This window comes from Streptomyces sp. NPDC101393 (genome assembly GCF_044767385.1).
In the GTDB taxonomy this organism is placed as follows: Bacteria; Actinomycetota; Actinomycetes; order Streptomycetales; family Streptomycetaceae; genus Streptomyces.
This window is the reverse complement of record NZ_JBIWNU010000006.1, coordinates 101973-118582: the sequence shown is the minus strand read 5'-3', so window position 1 is coordinate 118582 and position 16610 is coordinate 101973. Positions and strand designations below refer to the sequence as shown.

The window sequence follows — 16610 nt, the reverse complement described above, 5'->3', positions numbered from 1 at the left end:
TGGCTTGTCCTTTCCTTCCTTCTCGCCTACCGGGTTAGCTGACGGGTTCGGAGCAGGAAGGTCTCCTACGGGCTCCTCCGAAGAGGGGTCCGATTCACCCCAGGGGACATGTGGGTCCCCGGCTCCCCTGGCTCGCGCCGTACGGGGACTCGGCGATGACTGTCCGGTGCCACGGTTGCGGCGTACGTCTGACGAACAGCCGGACTGACGCTAATCGGGACATCTTTCAATCGGCAAACAGAACCGTCTCTTTGTGCCGTACGCCACAGGAGCACCACGCAACCAGCCGCTGCATTCCGGACATAAAGGGGATCCCGTGGCGTCCATACGCCACGGGATCCCGAATAACCCGATATGACCAGGGGTCACCAGCGCCTGCCGGACCGTCTCTCCGGCCGCCGGCGCCCGCCCCAGGGGTCAGCCGCTGACGACCGTCACCTCGCCGATGCCCAGCGCCTTGACCGGCTCGGCGATCTGCGCCGCGTCGCCCACCAGGATCGTCACCAGCCGGTCCCCCGGGAAGGCGTTGACCGCGGCGGCGGTCGCCTCGACCGTGCCGGTGTCCACCAGCCGGGCGTACAACTGCGCCTGGAAGTCGTCCGGGAGGTGCTGCTCCACCTGGTCGGCGAGCGTGCCGGCCACGGCCGCGGCGGTCTCGTACTTCAGCGGCGCGACCCCGACGAGGTTCTGCACGGCCACATCCCGCTCGGCGTCCGTGAGGCCCTCCGCCGCCAGGGTGCGCAGCACCTTCCACAGGTCCTCCAGCGCCGGCCCGGTGGAGGCGGTGTCCACCGAGCCGCTGATGGCGAGCATCGCGGCGCCCGTGCCGTCGTCGGAGGAGCGCAGCACCTGGCCGAAGGCGCGCACCCCGTAGGTGTAGCCCTTCTCCTCGCGCAGCACCCGGTCCAGACGGGAGGTGAGGGTGCCGCCCAGGCAGTACGTGCCGAGCACCTGCGCGGGCCAGACACGGTCGTGGCGGTCGGCCCCGATGCGGCCCAGGAGCAGCTGCGTCTGGACGGCGCCGGGGCGGTCCACGATCACCACCCGGCCGGTGTCGTCGGCGGTGATCGGCGACGGCTTCAGCGGCTCGGCGGTGGAGCCGGTCCACGCGCCGAGGGTGTCGGCGAGCGCCCCGTCCCGGTCGACGCCGGTGAAGTCGCCGACGATCACGGCGGTGGCCGTCGCGGGCCGCACATGGGCGTCGTAGAAGGCGCGGACGGCCGCGGCGTCGATGCGCTCGACGGTCTTCTCGGTGCCCTGACGGGGCCGCGACATCCGGGACGTGGCCGGGAACAGCTCCTTCGAGAGCGCCATCGCCGCACGCCGCGCCGGGTTGGCGAGCTCGTGCGGGATCTCGTCGAGACGGTTGCGAACCAGCCGCTCGACCTCGCTCTCGGGGAAGGCAGGGGCACGCAGCGCGTCGGCGAGCAGGCCGAGCGCGCGGCCGAGGCGGGATGCCGGCACCTCGAGGGAGACCCGCAGCCCGGGGTGGTCGGCGTGTGCGTCGAGGGTGGCGCCGCAGCGCTCCAGCTCGGCGGCGTACTCCTCCGCGTCGTGCTTGTCGGTGCCCTCGGACAGCGCCCGCGCCATGATCGTGGCGACGCCGTCCAGACCCTCCGGCTCGGCCTCCAGGGGCGCGACGAGGTTGATCTCGACGGCGACGACCTGCTGGCCGGGGCGGTGGCTGGTCAGGAGGGTGAGCCCGTTGGCGAGTTGGCCGCGCTCGGGGGCCGGGAAGGCCCACGGCTTGGGCGCGCCGCCCCGGGGCTGGGGGTGGAAGTCCATGGTGCTCACGGGGGATTCCGCGCCGGCGGTGAGGTCGCTCACTGGGCCGCCTCCTCTGCGTTGTGGTCAGTGGTCCCGGCAGCCGCGTCGGCCGGTTCGGTGGGCTCGTAGACGAGCACCGCGCGGTTGTCGGGGCGCAGCCGGGCCTTGGCGACCGCCTGCACCTCCTGCGGGGTGATCTCCAGGACGCGGTGTACGGCGCTCAGCGCGAGCTGAGGGTCGCCGAACAGGACCGCGAAGCGGCACAGTTCGTCGGCCCGGCCGCTGACCGTCGCCAGGCGGTCCAGCCATTCGCGCTCCAACTGGGCCTGCGCGCGCTCCATCTCCTCCGGGGTCGGACCCTCGGCGGCGAAGCGGGCCAGCTCCTCGTCGACCGCGCTCTCGATGCCCGGGACCTCCACGCCGCCGGACGTCTTGACGTCCAGCCAGCCGAGCGACGGCGCGCCCGCCAGCCGCAGCATCCCGAACCCGGCCGCGACGGCGCTGCGGTCGCGGCGCACCAGACGGTTGTAGAGACGCGAGGACTCGCCGCCGCCCAGGACGGTCAACGCCAGGTCGGCGGCGTCCGCCTCACGGGTGCCGTCGTGCGGCAGACGGTAGGCGGCCATCAGGGCACGGGAGGGGACCTCCTCCTCGATGACCTCACGCAGCTCGGCGCCGAGGACCTCGGGCAGCGTGCCGTCGCGCGGCGGCTGCTTGCCGTCGTGCGAGGGGATCGAGCCGAAGTACTTCTCCACCCAGGCCAGCGTCTGCGCGCTGTCGATGTCGCCGACGATCGACAGAACGGCGTTGTTGGGCGCGTAGTACGTACGGAAGAACGCCCGCGCGTCCTCCAGGGATGCCGCGTCCAGATCCGCCATCGACCCGATGGGGGTGTGGTGGTACGGGTGGCCCTCCGGGTAGGCCATGGCCGTCAGCTTCTCGAAGGCCGTGCCGTAGGGGACGTTGTCGTAGCGCTGGCGGCGTTCGTTCTTGACGACGTCGCGCTGGTTCTCCATGGACTCGTCATCGAGCGCGCTGAGCAGCGAACCCATGCGGTCCGCCTCCAGCCAGAGCGCGAGCTCCAGCTCATGGGCGGGCATGGTCTCGAAGTAGTTGGTGCGCTCGAAGCTCGTGGTGCCGTTCAGCGAACCGCCGGCGCCCTGGACGAGCTCGAAGTGGCCGTTGCCCTTCACCTGGGCGGACCCCTGGAACATCAGGTGCTCGAAGAGGTGAGCCAGGCCTGTACGGCCCTTGACCTCGTGTCGGGAGCCGACGTCGTACCAGAGGCAGACCGCCGCGACCGGGGTCAGGTGGTCTTCGGACAGCACCACGCGCAGGCCGTTGGCCAGCCGGTGCTCGGTCGCTGTCAGGCCGCCGGAGCCGGCTTGTTCTGTGGCCGTGTGACCCATGGGCATGTACGTCCCTTCGATCCGCTTGCGAGGAAGTTCTGTCACTGTATGCAAGCGCGTCGGCATCTGGCGAAGTTCCCGTCCGAGCAGCCCCGTACGGGCGCCGCGGTTCGGCACCTCCGGGGGCCGAAGGGGGAGTCGCGGTCGGCGTTGTCAGTGGGGCGGGACACAATGGTCCGCGTCAGACTCAGGCAGACTCACGGGTCGATCCACCAGTTGATCGGTCCCACAGCTGGTTCTCCCCACAGCCGGCTGACCCACATCGGCAGTAGACGCAGCAGAAGGAGCCGCAGCCGCGATGGCCCGCCGCAGCACGAAGACCCCGCCGCCGGACGACTTCGAGGAGAGGATCCTCGACATCGACGTCGTCGACGAGATGCAGGGTTCCTTCCTCGAGTACGCGTATTCGGTCATCTACTCACGCGCCCTGCCGGACGCCCGCGACGGTCTCAAGCCCGTGCACCGCCGCATCCTCTACCAGATGAACGAGATGGGCCTGCGGCCCGAGCGGGGTTACGTCAAGTGCGCCCGGGTCGTCGGCGAGGTGATGGGCAAGCTCCACCCCCACGGCGACGCGTCCATCTACGACGCCCTCGTGCGCATGGCGCAGCCCTTCTCGATGCGGCTGCCCCTGGTGGACGGTCACGGCAACTTCGGCTCGCTGGGCAACGACGACCCGCCCGCCGCGATGCGGTACACCGAATGCCGGATGGCGTCGGCGACCTCCCTGATGACGGAGTCGATCGACGAGGACACCGTCGACTTCGCACCGAACTACGACGGCCAGGAGCAGGAGCCGGTCACGCTCCCCGCGGCGTATCCGAACCTCCTGGTCAACGGCGCGTCCGGCATCGCGGTCGGCATGGCGACGAACATGCCGCCGCACAACCTCGGCGAGGTCATCGCCGCCGCCCGCCACCTGATCAAGCACCCGAACGCCGACCTCGACACCCTGATGCGCTTCGTGCCGGGCCCCGATCTGCCGACGGGCGGCCGGATCGTCGGCCTCGGCGGCGTGCGGGACGCGTACGAGAAGGGCCGCGGCACGTTCAAGATCCGCGCCACGGTCGCCGTCGAGGACGTCACCGCCCGCCGCAAGGGCCTCATCGTCACCGAACTCCCCTTCACCGTCGGCCCCGAGAAGGTCATCTCCAAGATCAAGGACCTGGTCGGGTCGAAGCGGCTGCAGGGCATCGCGGACGTCAAGGACCTCACCGACCGCGAGCACGGCCTGCGGCTGGTGATCGAGGTCAAGAACGGCTTCAACCCCGAGGCCGTACTGGAGCAGCTCTACAAGCTCACGCCGATGGAGGAGTCCTTCGGCATCAACAACGTCGCCCTGGTGGACGGCCAGCCGCTGACCCTGGGCCTCAAGGAACTCCTCGAGGTCTATGTCGACCACCGCTTCAACGTGGTGCGCCGACGCAGCGAGTTCCGCCGCACCAAGCGGCGGGACCGCCTCCACCTGGTGGAGGGGCTGCTGACCGCCCTGATCGACATCGACGAGGTCATCCGGCTGATCCGCTCCAGCGAGAACAGCGCGGCGGCCAAGCAGGCCCTGATCGAGCGCTTCTCGCTGAGCGACATCCAGACGCAGTACATCCTCGACACCCCGCTGCGCCGGTTGACCAAGTTCGACCGGATCGAGCTGGAGTCGGAGCGCGACCGCCTGCAGTCCGAGATCGAGGACCTCACCCGGATCCTTGACTCCGACAGCGAGCTGCGCAAACTCGTCTCCGGCGAGCTGGCATCGGTCGCGAAGAAGTACGGCACCGACCGCCGCACGGTACTGCTGGAGTCGGCGGGCGCCACAGTGGCCGCGGTGCCGCTGGAGGTCTCCGACGACCCCTGCCGGGTGCTGCTGTCCTCCACCGGCCTGCTGGCACGTACGGCCTCCGGCGAGGTGTCGTTCGACACCGAGGCCAAGCGCGTCAAGCACGATGCGATCGTCTCGGCGGTGCCGGCGACGACCCGCGGCGAGATCGGCGCGGTGACGTCCCTGGGCCGGCTGCTGCGGATCTCGGTGATCGACCTGCCCCAGCTCCCGGACACCGCCGCCGCGCCCAACCTCTCCGGCGGCGCCGCACTCTCCGAGTTCCTGACCCTCCAGGACGGCGAGCGGCTGATCTGCCTGATGACACTGGACGAGTCCTCACCCGGCCTGGCGCTCGGCACCGAACAGGGCGTCGTCAAGCGCGTGGTGCCCGACTACCCCGCCCACAAGGACGAGTTGGAGGTCATCACCCTCCGCGACGGCGACCGCATCGTGGGCGCCGCCGAGCTGCGCACCGGCGAAGAGGACCTGGTCTTCATCACCGACGAGGCGCAGTTGCTGCGCTATCAGGCGTCGCAGGTGCGCCCTCAGGGCCGTCCCGCGGGCGGCATGACCGGCATCAAGCTGGGCGAGGGCGCGAAGGTGATCTCCTTCGCCGCCGTTGATCCGGCCGCCGATGCCATGGTGTTCACCGTCGCCGGGTCGCACGGCACGCTGGACGATTCGGTGGCGACGGCCAAGCTCACCCCGTTCGACCAGTACCCGCGCAAGGGCAGGGCGACCGGCGGAGTGCGCTGTCAGCGGTTCCTCAAGGGTGAGGACACCCTGACGCTGGCATGGACCGGGGCCGCTCCGGTGCGCGCCGCGGACGCCAAGGGCGCTCCGCTGGAGCTGCCGGAGGTCGATCCGCGCCGGGACGGCTCGGGGGTTCCCCTGCTGAAGCCGGTCGCGGCGCTTGCCGGGCCGGTGTAGCGAGGCGGTGGGTGCGTGGTGTGTGGTGCGACGTGGCGTGGCGTGGGTGTAGTGCGGCGGTGAGGGGCGGCCGCGGGTAGCCGTTTCACGTCAGCCGTCGCCTGTCGCCCGTCGCCCGTCAGCCTGGGGTGTGGTGCAGCCGGGCCGGTGTTCTTGCCGGTCCGGCTGCGTCATTCCTCGCGGGAGGCCACGTACCTCAACACGCCCCACATGCTGTGCGTCGCGGCGTCGGGATCGGCGTCGGGATCGGCACCGGCACCGGCACCGGACGGAGCGGTGTCCCGGCAGTTGTCCAGCTCCTTGCGCAGCGCTGCCGCGTCGATGCCGCTACCGATCAGCACGAGCTGGGTGCACCGCTGCTCGTCCTTCTGCCACGGCCCCGGCGAGAAACGCAGGAAGTTGCCGACGGCGTGGAGCGTGAACTTCTGGCGGTTCTCGGGGACATCGAAATGGACGAACCCCTTGATGCGGTAGAGGCCGGCGGGCCTGCTGTCGAGGAAGTCCATGAGCCGGCGCGGGTTCATCGGTTCCGTGGAAATGAACTCCACGCTCTCGTAAGAGGCATGGAGGTGGTGGCTGTGGTCGCTCCCGCCGCCGCAACCGTCTCCGTAACTGGAGTCGCCATGACTGGCGCAGCCGTGGCCGGCGAGGGAGTCGCTGCCATCGCCGTCGCGGCGGGCGACGCGGTCATCGGAGCCGCCGGGGCTCCCGTCTGCAGGGCCGGTGTCGGCGCGCCCGGTGTGCATCGCGCGGTAGAGGTCTTCGAACGACAGCTGCCGGAAACCCCCTTGGGCCTCCTCCTGCTCCTCGCGTGTCCCGCGGTCGAAGAACAGCTCCGGGTCGATCCGGCCGTGCGCGGCGCAGACGACGGGCGTACCCGTGCTCAGCCCTGCGAGAGTGTCCAGGAGTGCACGCCGCTCGTCCTCGCCGATCCGGTCCGCCTTGTTGAGGACCACGAGGTCGGCGATCGCCACATGCCGGTCGATCTCCGGGTGCCGTACGCGAGTGGCCCCGAACTCCGCCGCGTCGATGACCTCGACCAGCCCGCCGTACACGATGCGGTCGTTCTCGCTGGCCAGGATCATGCGGATGAGTTCCTGCGGCTCGGCCAGCCCGCTGGCCTCGATGACGATGACGTCGATACGGGCCGCGGGGCGGGCAAGCCGGTCCAGAAACCCGTCCAGCTCGCTGGTGTCGACCGCGCAGCACAGGCAGCCGTTCCCCAGCGAGACCATCGAGTCGACCTGGCCGGCCACCGTCATGGCGTCGATCTCGATGCTGCCGAAGTCATTGACGATCGCGCCGATGCGGGTGCCGTGGCCGGCGCGCAGCAGGTGGTTGAGGAGGGTGGTCTTGCCCGAGCCCAGGAAGCCCGCGAGGACGACGACCGGGATCTGGTGCGGGGGCTGCGTGGCCAAGGAAGCGCCTCCATGGTGCGGGTGGCGGGCCGCGCGGACCGGCGGCGGACGAGCTGTCGATCGTAACGGACCGCCGGTGACGCAGGCCCCGCTCGCTTCGCGCCAGGCCAGGCCGGGCCGGGCCGGGTCCGCCGACCCGTGACCGTCAGTGAACGCCGGTTTCCGGCAGCGGCTGCGGCGGGGGCGGGCCCACGTACCTGGCCGCCGGGCGGATGATCTTCGAGTCCTGGGCCTGCTCGAGAACGTTGGCACTCCAGCCGACGACGCGGGCCGCACAGAAGGTGGGGGTGAACATCTCCCGCGGCAATCCGCACAGCTCCATGACGACGCCCGCGTAGAACTCCACATTGGTGTGCAGTTCACGGCCCGGCTTGAGCTCGGCGAGCAGCGTCTCGACCCTCGCCTCCACCTGGACGGCGAATTCCACCAGGGGGCCACCGAACTGCTCGGCGATGCCACGCAGCATCCGGGAACGCGGATCCTCGGTGCGGTAGACGGGATGACCGAAGCCCATGATGCGTTCGCCGCGCAGCACACGCTCGCGGATCCAGGGGTCGATGCGGTCCGGGGTGCCGATGGCATCGAGGGTGTCCAGGGCGCGGCTGGGGGCGCCGCCGTGCAGTGGGCCGGAGAGCGCACCGACCGCGCCGACGAGGCAGGCCGCGAGGTCTGCGCCGGTGGAGGTGATGACACGGGCGGTGAACGTCGAGGCGTTGAAGCCGTGGTCAATGGTGGCGATCAGATACGCCTCGACGGCACGGACCCGTTCCGGCTGCGGCTCGTGCCCGGTGAGCATGTAGAGGTAATTCGCCGCGTAGGTGAGGTCCGTGCGCGGTTCCACGGGCTCCTGCCCCTGGCCGAGCCGGTGGAGCGCGGTGAACAGGGTAGGCACGGCGGCGCAGGCGGCCAGCGCGTCCGCGCGGCGGCGGTCCGTGTCGATGTCGTACAGCGGACGGAAACCGGCGGTCGCACCGAGCAGGGAAAGCGCGGTGCGCAGCCCGGCGAGCGGGCCGGAGTGCGCGCCGGCCAGCGCGATGCCGGGGAGGGCGTCCCGTAGCGCGGCGGGCAGCGCACGCAGCGCGGCCGTCTCAGCCGTGAAGGCCGCCAGCTGTGCCGCGTCCGGCAGCTCGCCGTGGAACATCAGATACCAGACGTCCTCGAACGAGCGGGCGGTGGCCAGCTCGACGGCGGAGTACTGGCGGTAGTGAAAGAAGCCCTCGCGGCCCCGGACATCGCCCAGTTGGGTGTCGGTGACGATAACGCCCGCGAGTCCGCGGGGAGCGTCGATCGGTGCGTTCGCCTCGACGATCGGCATGACGGATCTCCTTGATCTCCCCTGCTCACTGCCGTGAACACAGTGACCTTCCTTCAGGACTTGATTCGACTATCCATGGTTGATGTAATCATCGTCAATATTGATTGAATCAATGTGAAGGTGAATGAATGCAGCCCGGATACGGTGAGTTCATGGCGGATCACAACGCGGCACCCGACGCGACCGGGCAGCGAATGAACACCCGGGAGGCTGCCGAGCGGCTCGGCGTGAAGCCCGAAACGGTGTACGCCTACGTAAGCCGCGGCCAGTTGACCAGCCACCGCGAGCCGGGGGGCCGCGGCAGCACCTTCGACGCGAAGGAGGTCGAAGCGCTCGCCCGCCGCAACGGCCGACGTGGACTGTCCGGTGGCGATGGAGAGTTGGCGGTGCGTACCGGCATCACACTCATCGACCGCGACCACTGCTACTTCCGCGGAGTAGACACCGAAGAACTCGCCGCCCACTACAGCTACGAGGAAGTCGCCGAGTGGCTCTGGACCGGCGAGCTGCGCCGCGGCACCCAATTCATGGCACCCTACGACGCACTGTCCGCGGCCCGCCGTGCCGTGCAGGCACTACCGGCGCACTGCGGGCCGATGGACCGCCTACAGGTCGCGGTCATCGCCTCGGCCGCCGCCGACCCATTGCGCTTCGACCTGTCCGAGGACGCCGTCCTCGACACCGCGCGTAGCCTCATCCCCACCCTGGTCGACGCACTGCCATCGAAGAGCTCAAGTCAGCAAAACGCCGACGCGCTGGCTCCCCGACTGTGGCGCCGCCTGACCTCCGAGCCGGCCGACACAGCAGCGCTGCGCGTCCTGGACGCGGCTCTGGTGCTGCTCATCGACCATGACCTCGCCGCCTCCACACTCGCGGTCCGGGTCGCCGCCTCCGCCCGCGCCCACCCGTACGTGATCGTGTCGGCCGGGCTCGGGGCGCTGGACGGTGCACTTCACGGCGCAGCGAGCGGGCTGGCGCACCGGATGCTGCTGGAAGTGTTGGAACGCGGCAGCGCGACGGCTGTCGTCGCCGACCATCTGCGGGCCGGCCGACGGGTACCGGGTCTCGGCCATCGCCTCTACCCCGGTGAGGACCCGCGGGCCCGCGCCCTCTTCGGCCTCCTGGCGGATGTGCCGACGGCGCAGCCGGCGCTGCAGGCCGCGCGCCGGGTGATCACCACAACGGCCCGGCACACCGAACTCCATGCCAATGTCGACCTGGCCCTGGCGGTACTGACAGTCACCGCAGGAATGCCGCCCGAGGCAGGCGAAACGATCTTCGCCATCGCCCGTACTGCCGGCTGGATCGCCCACGCCCTGGAGGAGTACGGCGAGCGTCCACTACGCATGCGCCCCAGCGGGCATTACCAGGGCCCCCGCCCGCCACAGCCGTTGCCATGACGGAAGGCGCCGGCCGGGCAGGGGGCTTCGGTCAGGTCCTAAAGCTGCGTCCCGACGGGGCCCGCCTCGACGCGCGCTGACGCCGGAGTCCTCCCCGTTGCCCGGCCCGGCGTCCTCGACCGACACGGCGTTTGCGGACGCCGCCAGGGTGAACTCGAGGTGCTGACCGGCCAAGCCTGACCGGGCGGCGCCCCGGCTCTTCGGCCGCCATCCCTCTCATGGCCCTCCCTGGATTTGCCCCGACACGTCGCAAGTTAGGCTTACCTTTGTGAGCACATGCGCAACCGCTTCCCGGGATTCTGCTGAACCTGTCGCCGGCACCGCGGCCACCGCCCGAACCTGGTTGCTCATCGAGCAGACCGGGCCATGGGGAGCCAATGCGCTGACCGAGAGTCACCTCGACCCTCACATCGGCAAGGCCTTGGAGGCCGCGGCAGAGGGGACAGACGTACGCGTTGCGCTGATTCGGCGGCCCGGACGCCACGCCGACTGTCATGGTGTCCCCGAGCGCCGACTGTTCCTCGCGCACACCGCGCCGGGACGCTCCTGGATCCGTACGACCACCTTCACTGACCCGCGGGCGGCGCTCGGCTTGGACTTCTCTGCGCTGGGCGCGGGGGACCACGGCGGGCTCTGGGAGCCGTACACCGGTGACCCGCTCGTCCTCGTCTGTACCAACGGCAAACGGGATCGCTGCTGTGCCCTGCTCGGCCGGCCTTTGGCTGCTGAACTCGCCATCAGTGGATCCGAGGCCTGGGAAGTCACCCACATCGGCGGCCACCGCTTCTCGCCCACGCTCATCGTCCTCCCGTACGGCTACGCCTACGGGCGTGCCTCGGCCCATCTGGTTAAGGACGCCATCGAGGCGGCGCGCGACGGGCGGATCACGCCGGACCACTGCCGCGGACGCTCTGCGTGGGACCGCCCCGCCCAGGCCGCCGACCTCGCCGTCCGCGAGCTGATCCGGGAGGATCGTGCGGACGCACTCGATGTCGTAAGGACCGACACGATGCGGCCCGAAACGCCGCGGGCCGACGATTCGGCGCCCAGCGGCGGGCTGCCCGTGGGAAACTCCCCCAGCTGGAAGGTGTTCCTCGCGCACACTGACGGGCGCACCTGGCACGTCACCGTTGAACAGCGGGCCGATGGAGCTTCGGCGCCCGCCAGCTGTGGTGCGCCGCTCGGTCCACCGGCGCGTATGACGGTCACGTCCATCAGCACCGTCTCGGGCGCCAGATCCGCGCTTCGGCCTCTCGTGGGGGCCCACCCCCTCGCCTGACTCCTGGGCTCGGCCCGGCGCCCGTGAATGGCGGTCCTGTTCATCGGCTTCCCCAAGGCGGCACCGGCGACAGCGACAGCGACAAGCGCAACGGCATGCTTCTCCACGCGTCCCGCCGGCCGTCCGGCAACCCCACGGCTTCAACGTGCCCAGCGTCAGCCCCAGCGCCGCAGCCAAGCCCAAGCCCAACGTGGTCCCCACTGCGTGCAGCACCGTGCCTGGGCGCGCACCAGCGCGCGCCGCCACGCCTCTTCGCACAGCGCTTATCTCCCCCGCTGACCACACCATGTCTCTCCCCCTTGCACCGGCATGACCTGTGGTCCGTCGGCAGGCCATCCCCATCGCTCACCCTTCGAGGCTAGGCGCGCACATCCCGCACTCGAAACCCCTGTGGATAACCTCCCTCGGCCCTCCAGTGGGCATCCGCGGCTCCGCTCCGAGTCACGCCTGATCACCCTCCGAGATCGAGGCGGCGAGGATTACCCGACCGGCCCCGGGCGCGCTTACTGTTCGTTCGTATGGGCGAAAAGGAAGAAACGGATCCGCGCCCGAGCGCCTCAGAGCTCTCGGGTTCCGCCCCGTTCCCCTCCGCCCCTGGTGGCCCGCGACGCCCTGAGATCGCTGCGGACAGGACGGGAAACAACCGGCGGACGTCAACGATGCGGCACATGGCGCGGCCCCGACTGGGTTGGCCTCGTCGGGTGTTCTCCCAGGTCCTGATGGTGCAGTTGGCCATCGCAGCTGGTGTCACCGCTCTCGCGACCGGCCTGTTTCTCGCGCCCCTCAGCGCCGAGCTCGACGACCAGGCGATGCGCCGCGCACTCGCGATCGCACAGACCACTGCCGCCGAGCCTCGCCTCGACGACGCTCTGGAAGCCTCCCACCCGACGCGCCACGGCCCCGTCCAGGACGAAGCCGAGCGGATTCGCTCCGCGACGGGCGCCGAGTATGTAGTGATCATGGATGAACGGGGCGTGCGCTGGTCGCATACCGACCCGGACGAAATCGGTCATCACGTCTCCACCGACCCGAGCGTCGCGCTCTCCGGTCGGGAGATCATGCAGATCGATGACGGCACTCTCGGCCGCTCCGCGCGCGGCAAGGTTCCGCTGCGTGACGAGAACGGCCAGGTCGTCGGGGCTGTCTCGGTCGGCATCGCCTACGAGAGCGTGCAGGAACGGCTGCTCTCCACGGTGCCCGAGCTGCTTGCCTACGCGGGCGGAGCGCTCGCCGTGGGCGCCCTCGCCGCCTATCTCGTATCGCGCCGCCTGCAGCGCCGTACCCACGATCTGGCCTTCTCCGACATCTCCGCGTTGCTCACCGAGCGCGAGGCGATGCTGCACGGCATCCGGGAAGGGTTCCTCGCGCTGGACAAGCACGGCCGGATCCGGCTCATGAACGATGAGGCGCAGCGCCTCCTCGACCTGCGCGCCGAGGACACCGGCCGTTCCCTCGACGCTGCCCTGCCACAGGGACGTACGACCGACGTCCTGGCCGGCCGGGTGTCGGGCGCGGACCTACTGGCCGTCAGCGGGCAGCGGGTTCTGGTGGCGAATCGCATGCCGACGGACGACGGCGGCGCTGTGGTCACGTTGCGTGACCGCACCGAGTTGGAGCGGCTGGGCCGCGAGTTGGACGGCACCCGTGGGCTGATCGATGCCCTACGTGCCCAGGACCACGAGCACGCCAACCGGCTCCACACCCTCCTGGGACTGCTCGAGCTCGGACTGTACGAGGAGGCGGTGGAGTTCGTGACACAGGCGGTAGGCGTGCACCGGGCGACGGCCGAGCAGGTCACCGAGCGCGTCCACGACCCGCTCCTGGCAGCTCTCCTTGTCGGTAAAGCGACAGTTGCCACCGAGCGTGGCGCCTCCTTGAGCATTTCGTCCGGGACACGTCTCCCCGACCGCCTGATCGACCCACCTAGCCTGGTCACGGTTCTCGGGAACCTCGTCGACAACGCCCTCGACGCGACGGCAGGCAGACGTGATGCGCAGCTGGAGGTGGAGGTACGCGCCGAAGGACGCACCGCCGTGGTTCGCGTCAGCGACAACGGTCCCGGCGTGCCCGAGGAACGTCGTGCAGAGATTTTCACAGAGGGCTGGACCACGAAGGACCCGCCCGCCCATGGGCAGCGCGGCATCGGCCTGGCACTGGTGCGGCGCCTTGCCGAGCGTTACGGGGGCAGTGCCGAGGTCGGTGACCGCCCCGGTGGCGGTGCGATGTTCACCGTGACGGTGCCCGATGCCCTGACCGAGGAGCTCTCCGACTCCCATAGCGCCTCCGGCCGCGATACCCACTCGCAGACCGGACCCAATGCCCAGCCCCGCGTCGCCGAGGGCGCCCGGCGTCCCGACGATGCCACGGGAGCAGTCCGATGATCGAAGTGCTGGTCGTCGACGACGACGTGCGGGTAGCGGAGATCAATGCGGCGTACGTCGCCAAGATCGCGGGCTTTCGCGTCAGTTGTCTGGCACACACCGCTGGCGAGGCGCTCGCGGCCCTCGAAACGCACTCCGTTGATCTGATCCTTCTCGACCACTACCTCCCCGACGAAACAGGGCTCCAACTCGTGGGCGAGCTGCGGCGACGGGGCCTGCTCACCGACGTGATCATGGTGACGGCTGCGCGTGACATCGCCACGGTCCAAGCGGCCATGCGACACGGCGCGCTGCAGTATCTGGTCAAACCGTTCACGTTCGCGGGCCTGCGCTCCAAGCTGGAGGGATACGCGGCCCTGCATCGCACCTTCGAGGGCGGCGGCCAGGCCGAGCAGTCCGAAGTGGACCGCATTTTCGGGGCGTTGGGGGGAGCCAATGCGGGCCCGGCCGAGCTGCCCAAGGGGCATTCCACGGCCACCGCTGACCGCGTGCGCGCGGTGCTGCGTACCGCTGATGCCGCGTTGTCGGCCCAGGACGTCGCCTCTCGGGCGGGCGTGAGCCGGCAGACGGCGCAGCGCTACCTCAAGCTCCTTGAGCGCGCCGGACGGATCCGGCTCACTCTCAGGTACGGCGAGACCGGCCGCCCCGAGCACCGCTACGAGTGGGTCTAGGCGGCCCGGGGCGACCGGCACGCGCCGGTCACACAGCGGCCACCGCGCGCACCGTCCGGGCGGCGTCGCCGGGACCACCGCCCCCGACAGGTCTCCTGGGACGTGGGTGTCAGTACGTCCCCTACGCCGCCCCCGCTCCCGTCAGCGCCCGCACCTCCGTCTCTGCGTGCCGGGCGGCATCGGCGGCCTCCGGGGAGAGGACGGTGCCGAGCCAGCCCATCAGGAAGCCCAGGGGGATCGACACGACCCCGGGGTTCTCGAGGGGGAACAGCGCGAAGTCCAGTCCGGGAAAGAGAGACGTCGGGCTGCCGGAGACCACCGGCGAGAGAATGACGAGGGCGACCGCCGGAATCAGGCCTCCGTAGACCGACCAGACCGCTCCCTTGGTCGTGAAGCGGCGCCAGAAGAGGGCGTACAGCAGGATCGGCAGGTTGGCGGAGGCGGCGACGGCGAAAGCCAGGCCTACGAGGAACGCGACGTTCAGGTCCTGGGCGAGCAGCGCGAGGCCGATGGCGACCGCGCCGACTCCTACGGAGGCGAAGCGTGCCACGGTCACCTCGTTGCGCTGGGTGGCTCGCCCCGCGACGCGGGTGCGCCGTAGTGAGGCGTACAGGTCGTGTGCCACGGAGGCGGACGAAGCGAGCGTGATGCCGGCGACGACCGCGAGGATGGTCGCGAAGGCGACCGCGGCCACCACGGCGAAAAGAACCGTTCCGCCCGTCGAGCCTGCGCCGCCGCCCAGGTCCAGTGCGAGCAGCGGGACCGCGGTGTTGCCCGCCGTATTGGACGAGCGGACCGCATCGCTGCCGAGGACGGCAGCGGCGCCGAACCCGAGCACGATGGTCATCAGGTAGAAGCCGCCGATCAGGCCGATGGACCAGACGACCGAGCGGCGGGCGGCGCGCGCCGTGGGGACGGTGTAGAAGCGGGACAGGATGTGCGGCAGTCCGGCCGTGCCGAGGACGAGGGCGATGCCGAGGCTGATGAAGTCGAGTCGCGACGTCCAGTCGCCGCCGTATTTGAGACCGGGTGCGAGGAAGTCCCGTCCGTGACCGCTGCGTTCGGCGGCGGTGTTGAGCAGCGTGTTGATGTCGCCGTGAAAGCGCATCAGTACCAGGACGGTCAGTGCGATGGCGCCGCCCATGAGGAGCACGGCTTTGACGATCTGGATCCAGGTCGTGGCGCGCATCCCGCCGAAGGCGACGTAAACGACCATCAGTGCGCCGACCCCGATCACCATCCCGGTGCGGGCATGTTCGCCCGCGCTGCCGAGAAGCAGCGCGACCAGGCTGCCGGCGCCCACCATCTGCGCCACCAGATAGAGCACGGAGACGGTGACGGAGGCCGCGCCGGCCGCGATGCGGACGGGACGCTCGCGCATCCGGGAGGCGACGACGTCGGCGAGGGTGAACCGGCCGCAGTTGCGGACCAGTTCGGCGACGAGGAAGAGCGCCACGAGCCAGGCCACGAGGAAGCCGACGGAATACAGCAGGCCGTCGTAGCCGAAGAGGGCGATGAGTCCGGAGATGCCGAGGAAGGAGGCCGCGGACATGTAGTCACCCGCGATGGCGAAACCGTTCTCCAGAGGCGAGAAGAGTCTGCCGCCGGCGTAGAACTCCTCGGCGGAGCCCTGCCGGCGGCGGCTCACCCAGGTGGTGATGCCCAGAGTGACGGCGATGAACACGCTGAACAGGACCAGCGCAAGGGTTTGGTGGTCGCCGGTCAACGGAGGTTCCTTCCGGTGAGTTCCTGGGTTTCCCAGCGGATGTCGAGCGCCGCGCGGTCCCGGCGCAGCCGTGCGTGCCGCGCGTACGCCCAGGTGAGGAGGAAGGTGGTGGCGAACTGTCCGAGTCCGGCGAGCATCGCGACGTTGAGCGCGCCGGCGACGCGGTGCGCCATGAGGTCCGGCGCCGTGGTCGCCGCGATCACGTAGGCGAGGTACCAGGTGAGGAAGAGGGCCGTGGCAGGTACGACGAATCGCCGGTAGCGGCGGCGTACTTCCTGGAAGGCGGCGCTTTGCTGGACCGCCAGGTACACGTCGTCATGGTCCGCGGACCGCGGCTTCGGCAGCGGCTGGGCGCTCTGTGTGCGGTTCGGTTCGTCCGTCGCGTCCGCCGCGTCCTTCAAGTCGCCCCACCCGGAGGCGTGAGGGTCGTACCAGGGGTCGTCGAACCGTACGTCCCCCGGCTCACCGGCCGCGCGGCCGTCCTGCTTGTCCACCGAA

General features: G+C 70.2%; 11 protein-coding genes and 1 riboswitch. Of the genes, 5 read left to right on the top strand and 6 right to left on the bottom strand.

Going from position 1 to position 16610, the window contains the following annotated elements; genetic code table 11:
* Positions 1-8: 8 nt before the first annotated feature.
* Positions 9-165: riboswitch (cyclic di-AMP (ydaO/yuaA leader) on the bottom strand.
* Positions 166-417: 252 nt separating this feature from the next.
* A complete protein-coding gene (locus tag ACIRQ7_RS20350; protein ID WP_404264576.1) occupies positions 418-1785 on the bottom strand; it encodes a M16 family metallopeptidase in 1368 nt (455 codons plus the stop codon).
* Positions 1786-1823: 38 nt separating this feature from the next.
* On the bottom strand, positions 1824-3176 hold the full coding sequence (locus ACIRQ7_RS20345) for a M16 family metallopeptidase (RefSeq protein WP_401471476.1): 1353 nt from the start codon (positions 3174-3176) through the stop codon (positions 1824-1826).
* Between the two features lie 298 nt (positions 3177-3474).
* On the opposite strand from ACIRQ7_RS20345, the gene ACIRQ7_RS20340 reads away from it, so the two are divergent.
* On the top strand, positions 3475-5922 hold the full coding sequence (locus tag ACIRQ7_RS20340; RefSeq protein ID WP_404264064.1) for a DNA topoisomerase (ATP-hydrolyzing) subunit A: 2448 nt from the start codon (positions 3475-3477) through the stop codon (positions 5920-5922).
* A 170-nt stretch (positions 5923-6092) separates the two neighbouring features.
* Here the strand turns inward: ACIRQ7_RS20340 and ACIRQ7_RS20335 are convergent, their stop codons facing one another.
* On the bottom strand, positions 6093-7340 hold the full coding sequence (locus ACIRQ7_RS20335; RefSeq protein ID WP_404264062.1) for a CobW family GTP-binding protein: 1248 nt from the start codon (positions 7338-7340) through the stop codon (positions 6093-6095).
* A 145-nt stretch (positions 7341-7485) separates the two neighbouring features.
* Positions 7486-8655, bottom strand: a complete 1170-nt coding sequence (locus ACIRQ7_RS20330) for a citrate synthase/methylcitrate synthase (protein WP_404264060.1) — start codon at positions 8653-8655, stop codon at positions 7486-7488.
* Between the two features lie 152 nt (positions 8656-8807).
* Between ACIRQ7_RS20330 and ACIRQ7_RS20325 the strand changes: the two genes are divergently transcribed.
* The 4 genes from ACIRQ7_RS20325 to ACIRQ7_RS20310 all read left to right on the top strand — a co-directional run bounded on the left by ACIRQ7_RS20325 (position 8808) and on the right by ACIRQ7_RS20310 (position 14386).
* Positions 8808-10055 carry a citrate/2-methylcitrate synthase gene (locus ACIRQ7_RS20325; RefSeq protein WP_404264058.1) on the top strand — a complete coding sequence of 416 codons (1248 nt, stop codon included), beginning with the start codon at positions 8808-8810 and terminating at the stop codon, positions 10053-10055.
* A gap of 268 nt (positions 10056-10323) precedes the next feature.
* A complete protein-coding gene (locus ACIRQ7_RS20320; RefSeq protein WP_404264056.1) occupies positions 10324-11334 on the top strand; it encodes a sucrase ferredoxin in 1011 nt (336 codons plus the stop codon).
* Between the two features lie 668 nt (positions 11335-12002).
* Positions 12003-13715, top strand: a complete 1713-nt coding sequence (locus ACIRQ7_RS20315) for an ATP-binding protein (RefSeq protein WP_404264054.1) — start codon at positions 12003-12005, stop codon at positions 13713-13715.
* On the top strand, positions 13712-14386 hold the full coding sequence (locus ACIRQ7_RS20310; RefSeq protein ID WP_404264052.1) for a response regulator: 675 nt from the start codon (positions 13712-13714) through the stop codon (positions 14384-14386). The genes ACIRQ7_RS20315 and ACIRQ7_RS20310 overlap by 4 nt, the downstream gene beginning before the upstream one ends.
* A 121-nt stretch (positions 14387-14507) precedes the next feature.
* On the opposite strand, the gene ACIRQ7_RS20305 is transcribed toward ACIRQ7_RS20310, so the two are convergent.
* Positions 14508-16112 carry a cation acetate symporter gene (locus tag ACIRQ7_RS20305; protein WP_404264050.1) on the bottom strand — a complete coding sequence of 535 codons (1605 nt, stop codon included), beginning with the start codon at positions 16110-16112 and terminating at the stop codon, positions 14508-14510.
* Complete coding sequence (locus ACIRQ7_RS20300) at positions 16109-16606, bottom strand: DUF485 domain-containing protein (protein ID WP_404264048.1); 498 nt, start codon at positions 16604-16606, stop codon at positions 16109-16111. The genes ACIRQ7_RS20305 and ACIRQ7_RS20300 overlap by 4 nt, the downstream gene beginning before the upstream one ends.
* Positions 16607-16610 lie beyond the last annotated feature (4 nt).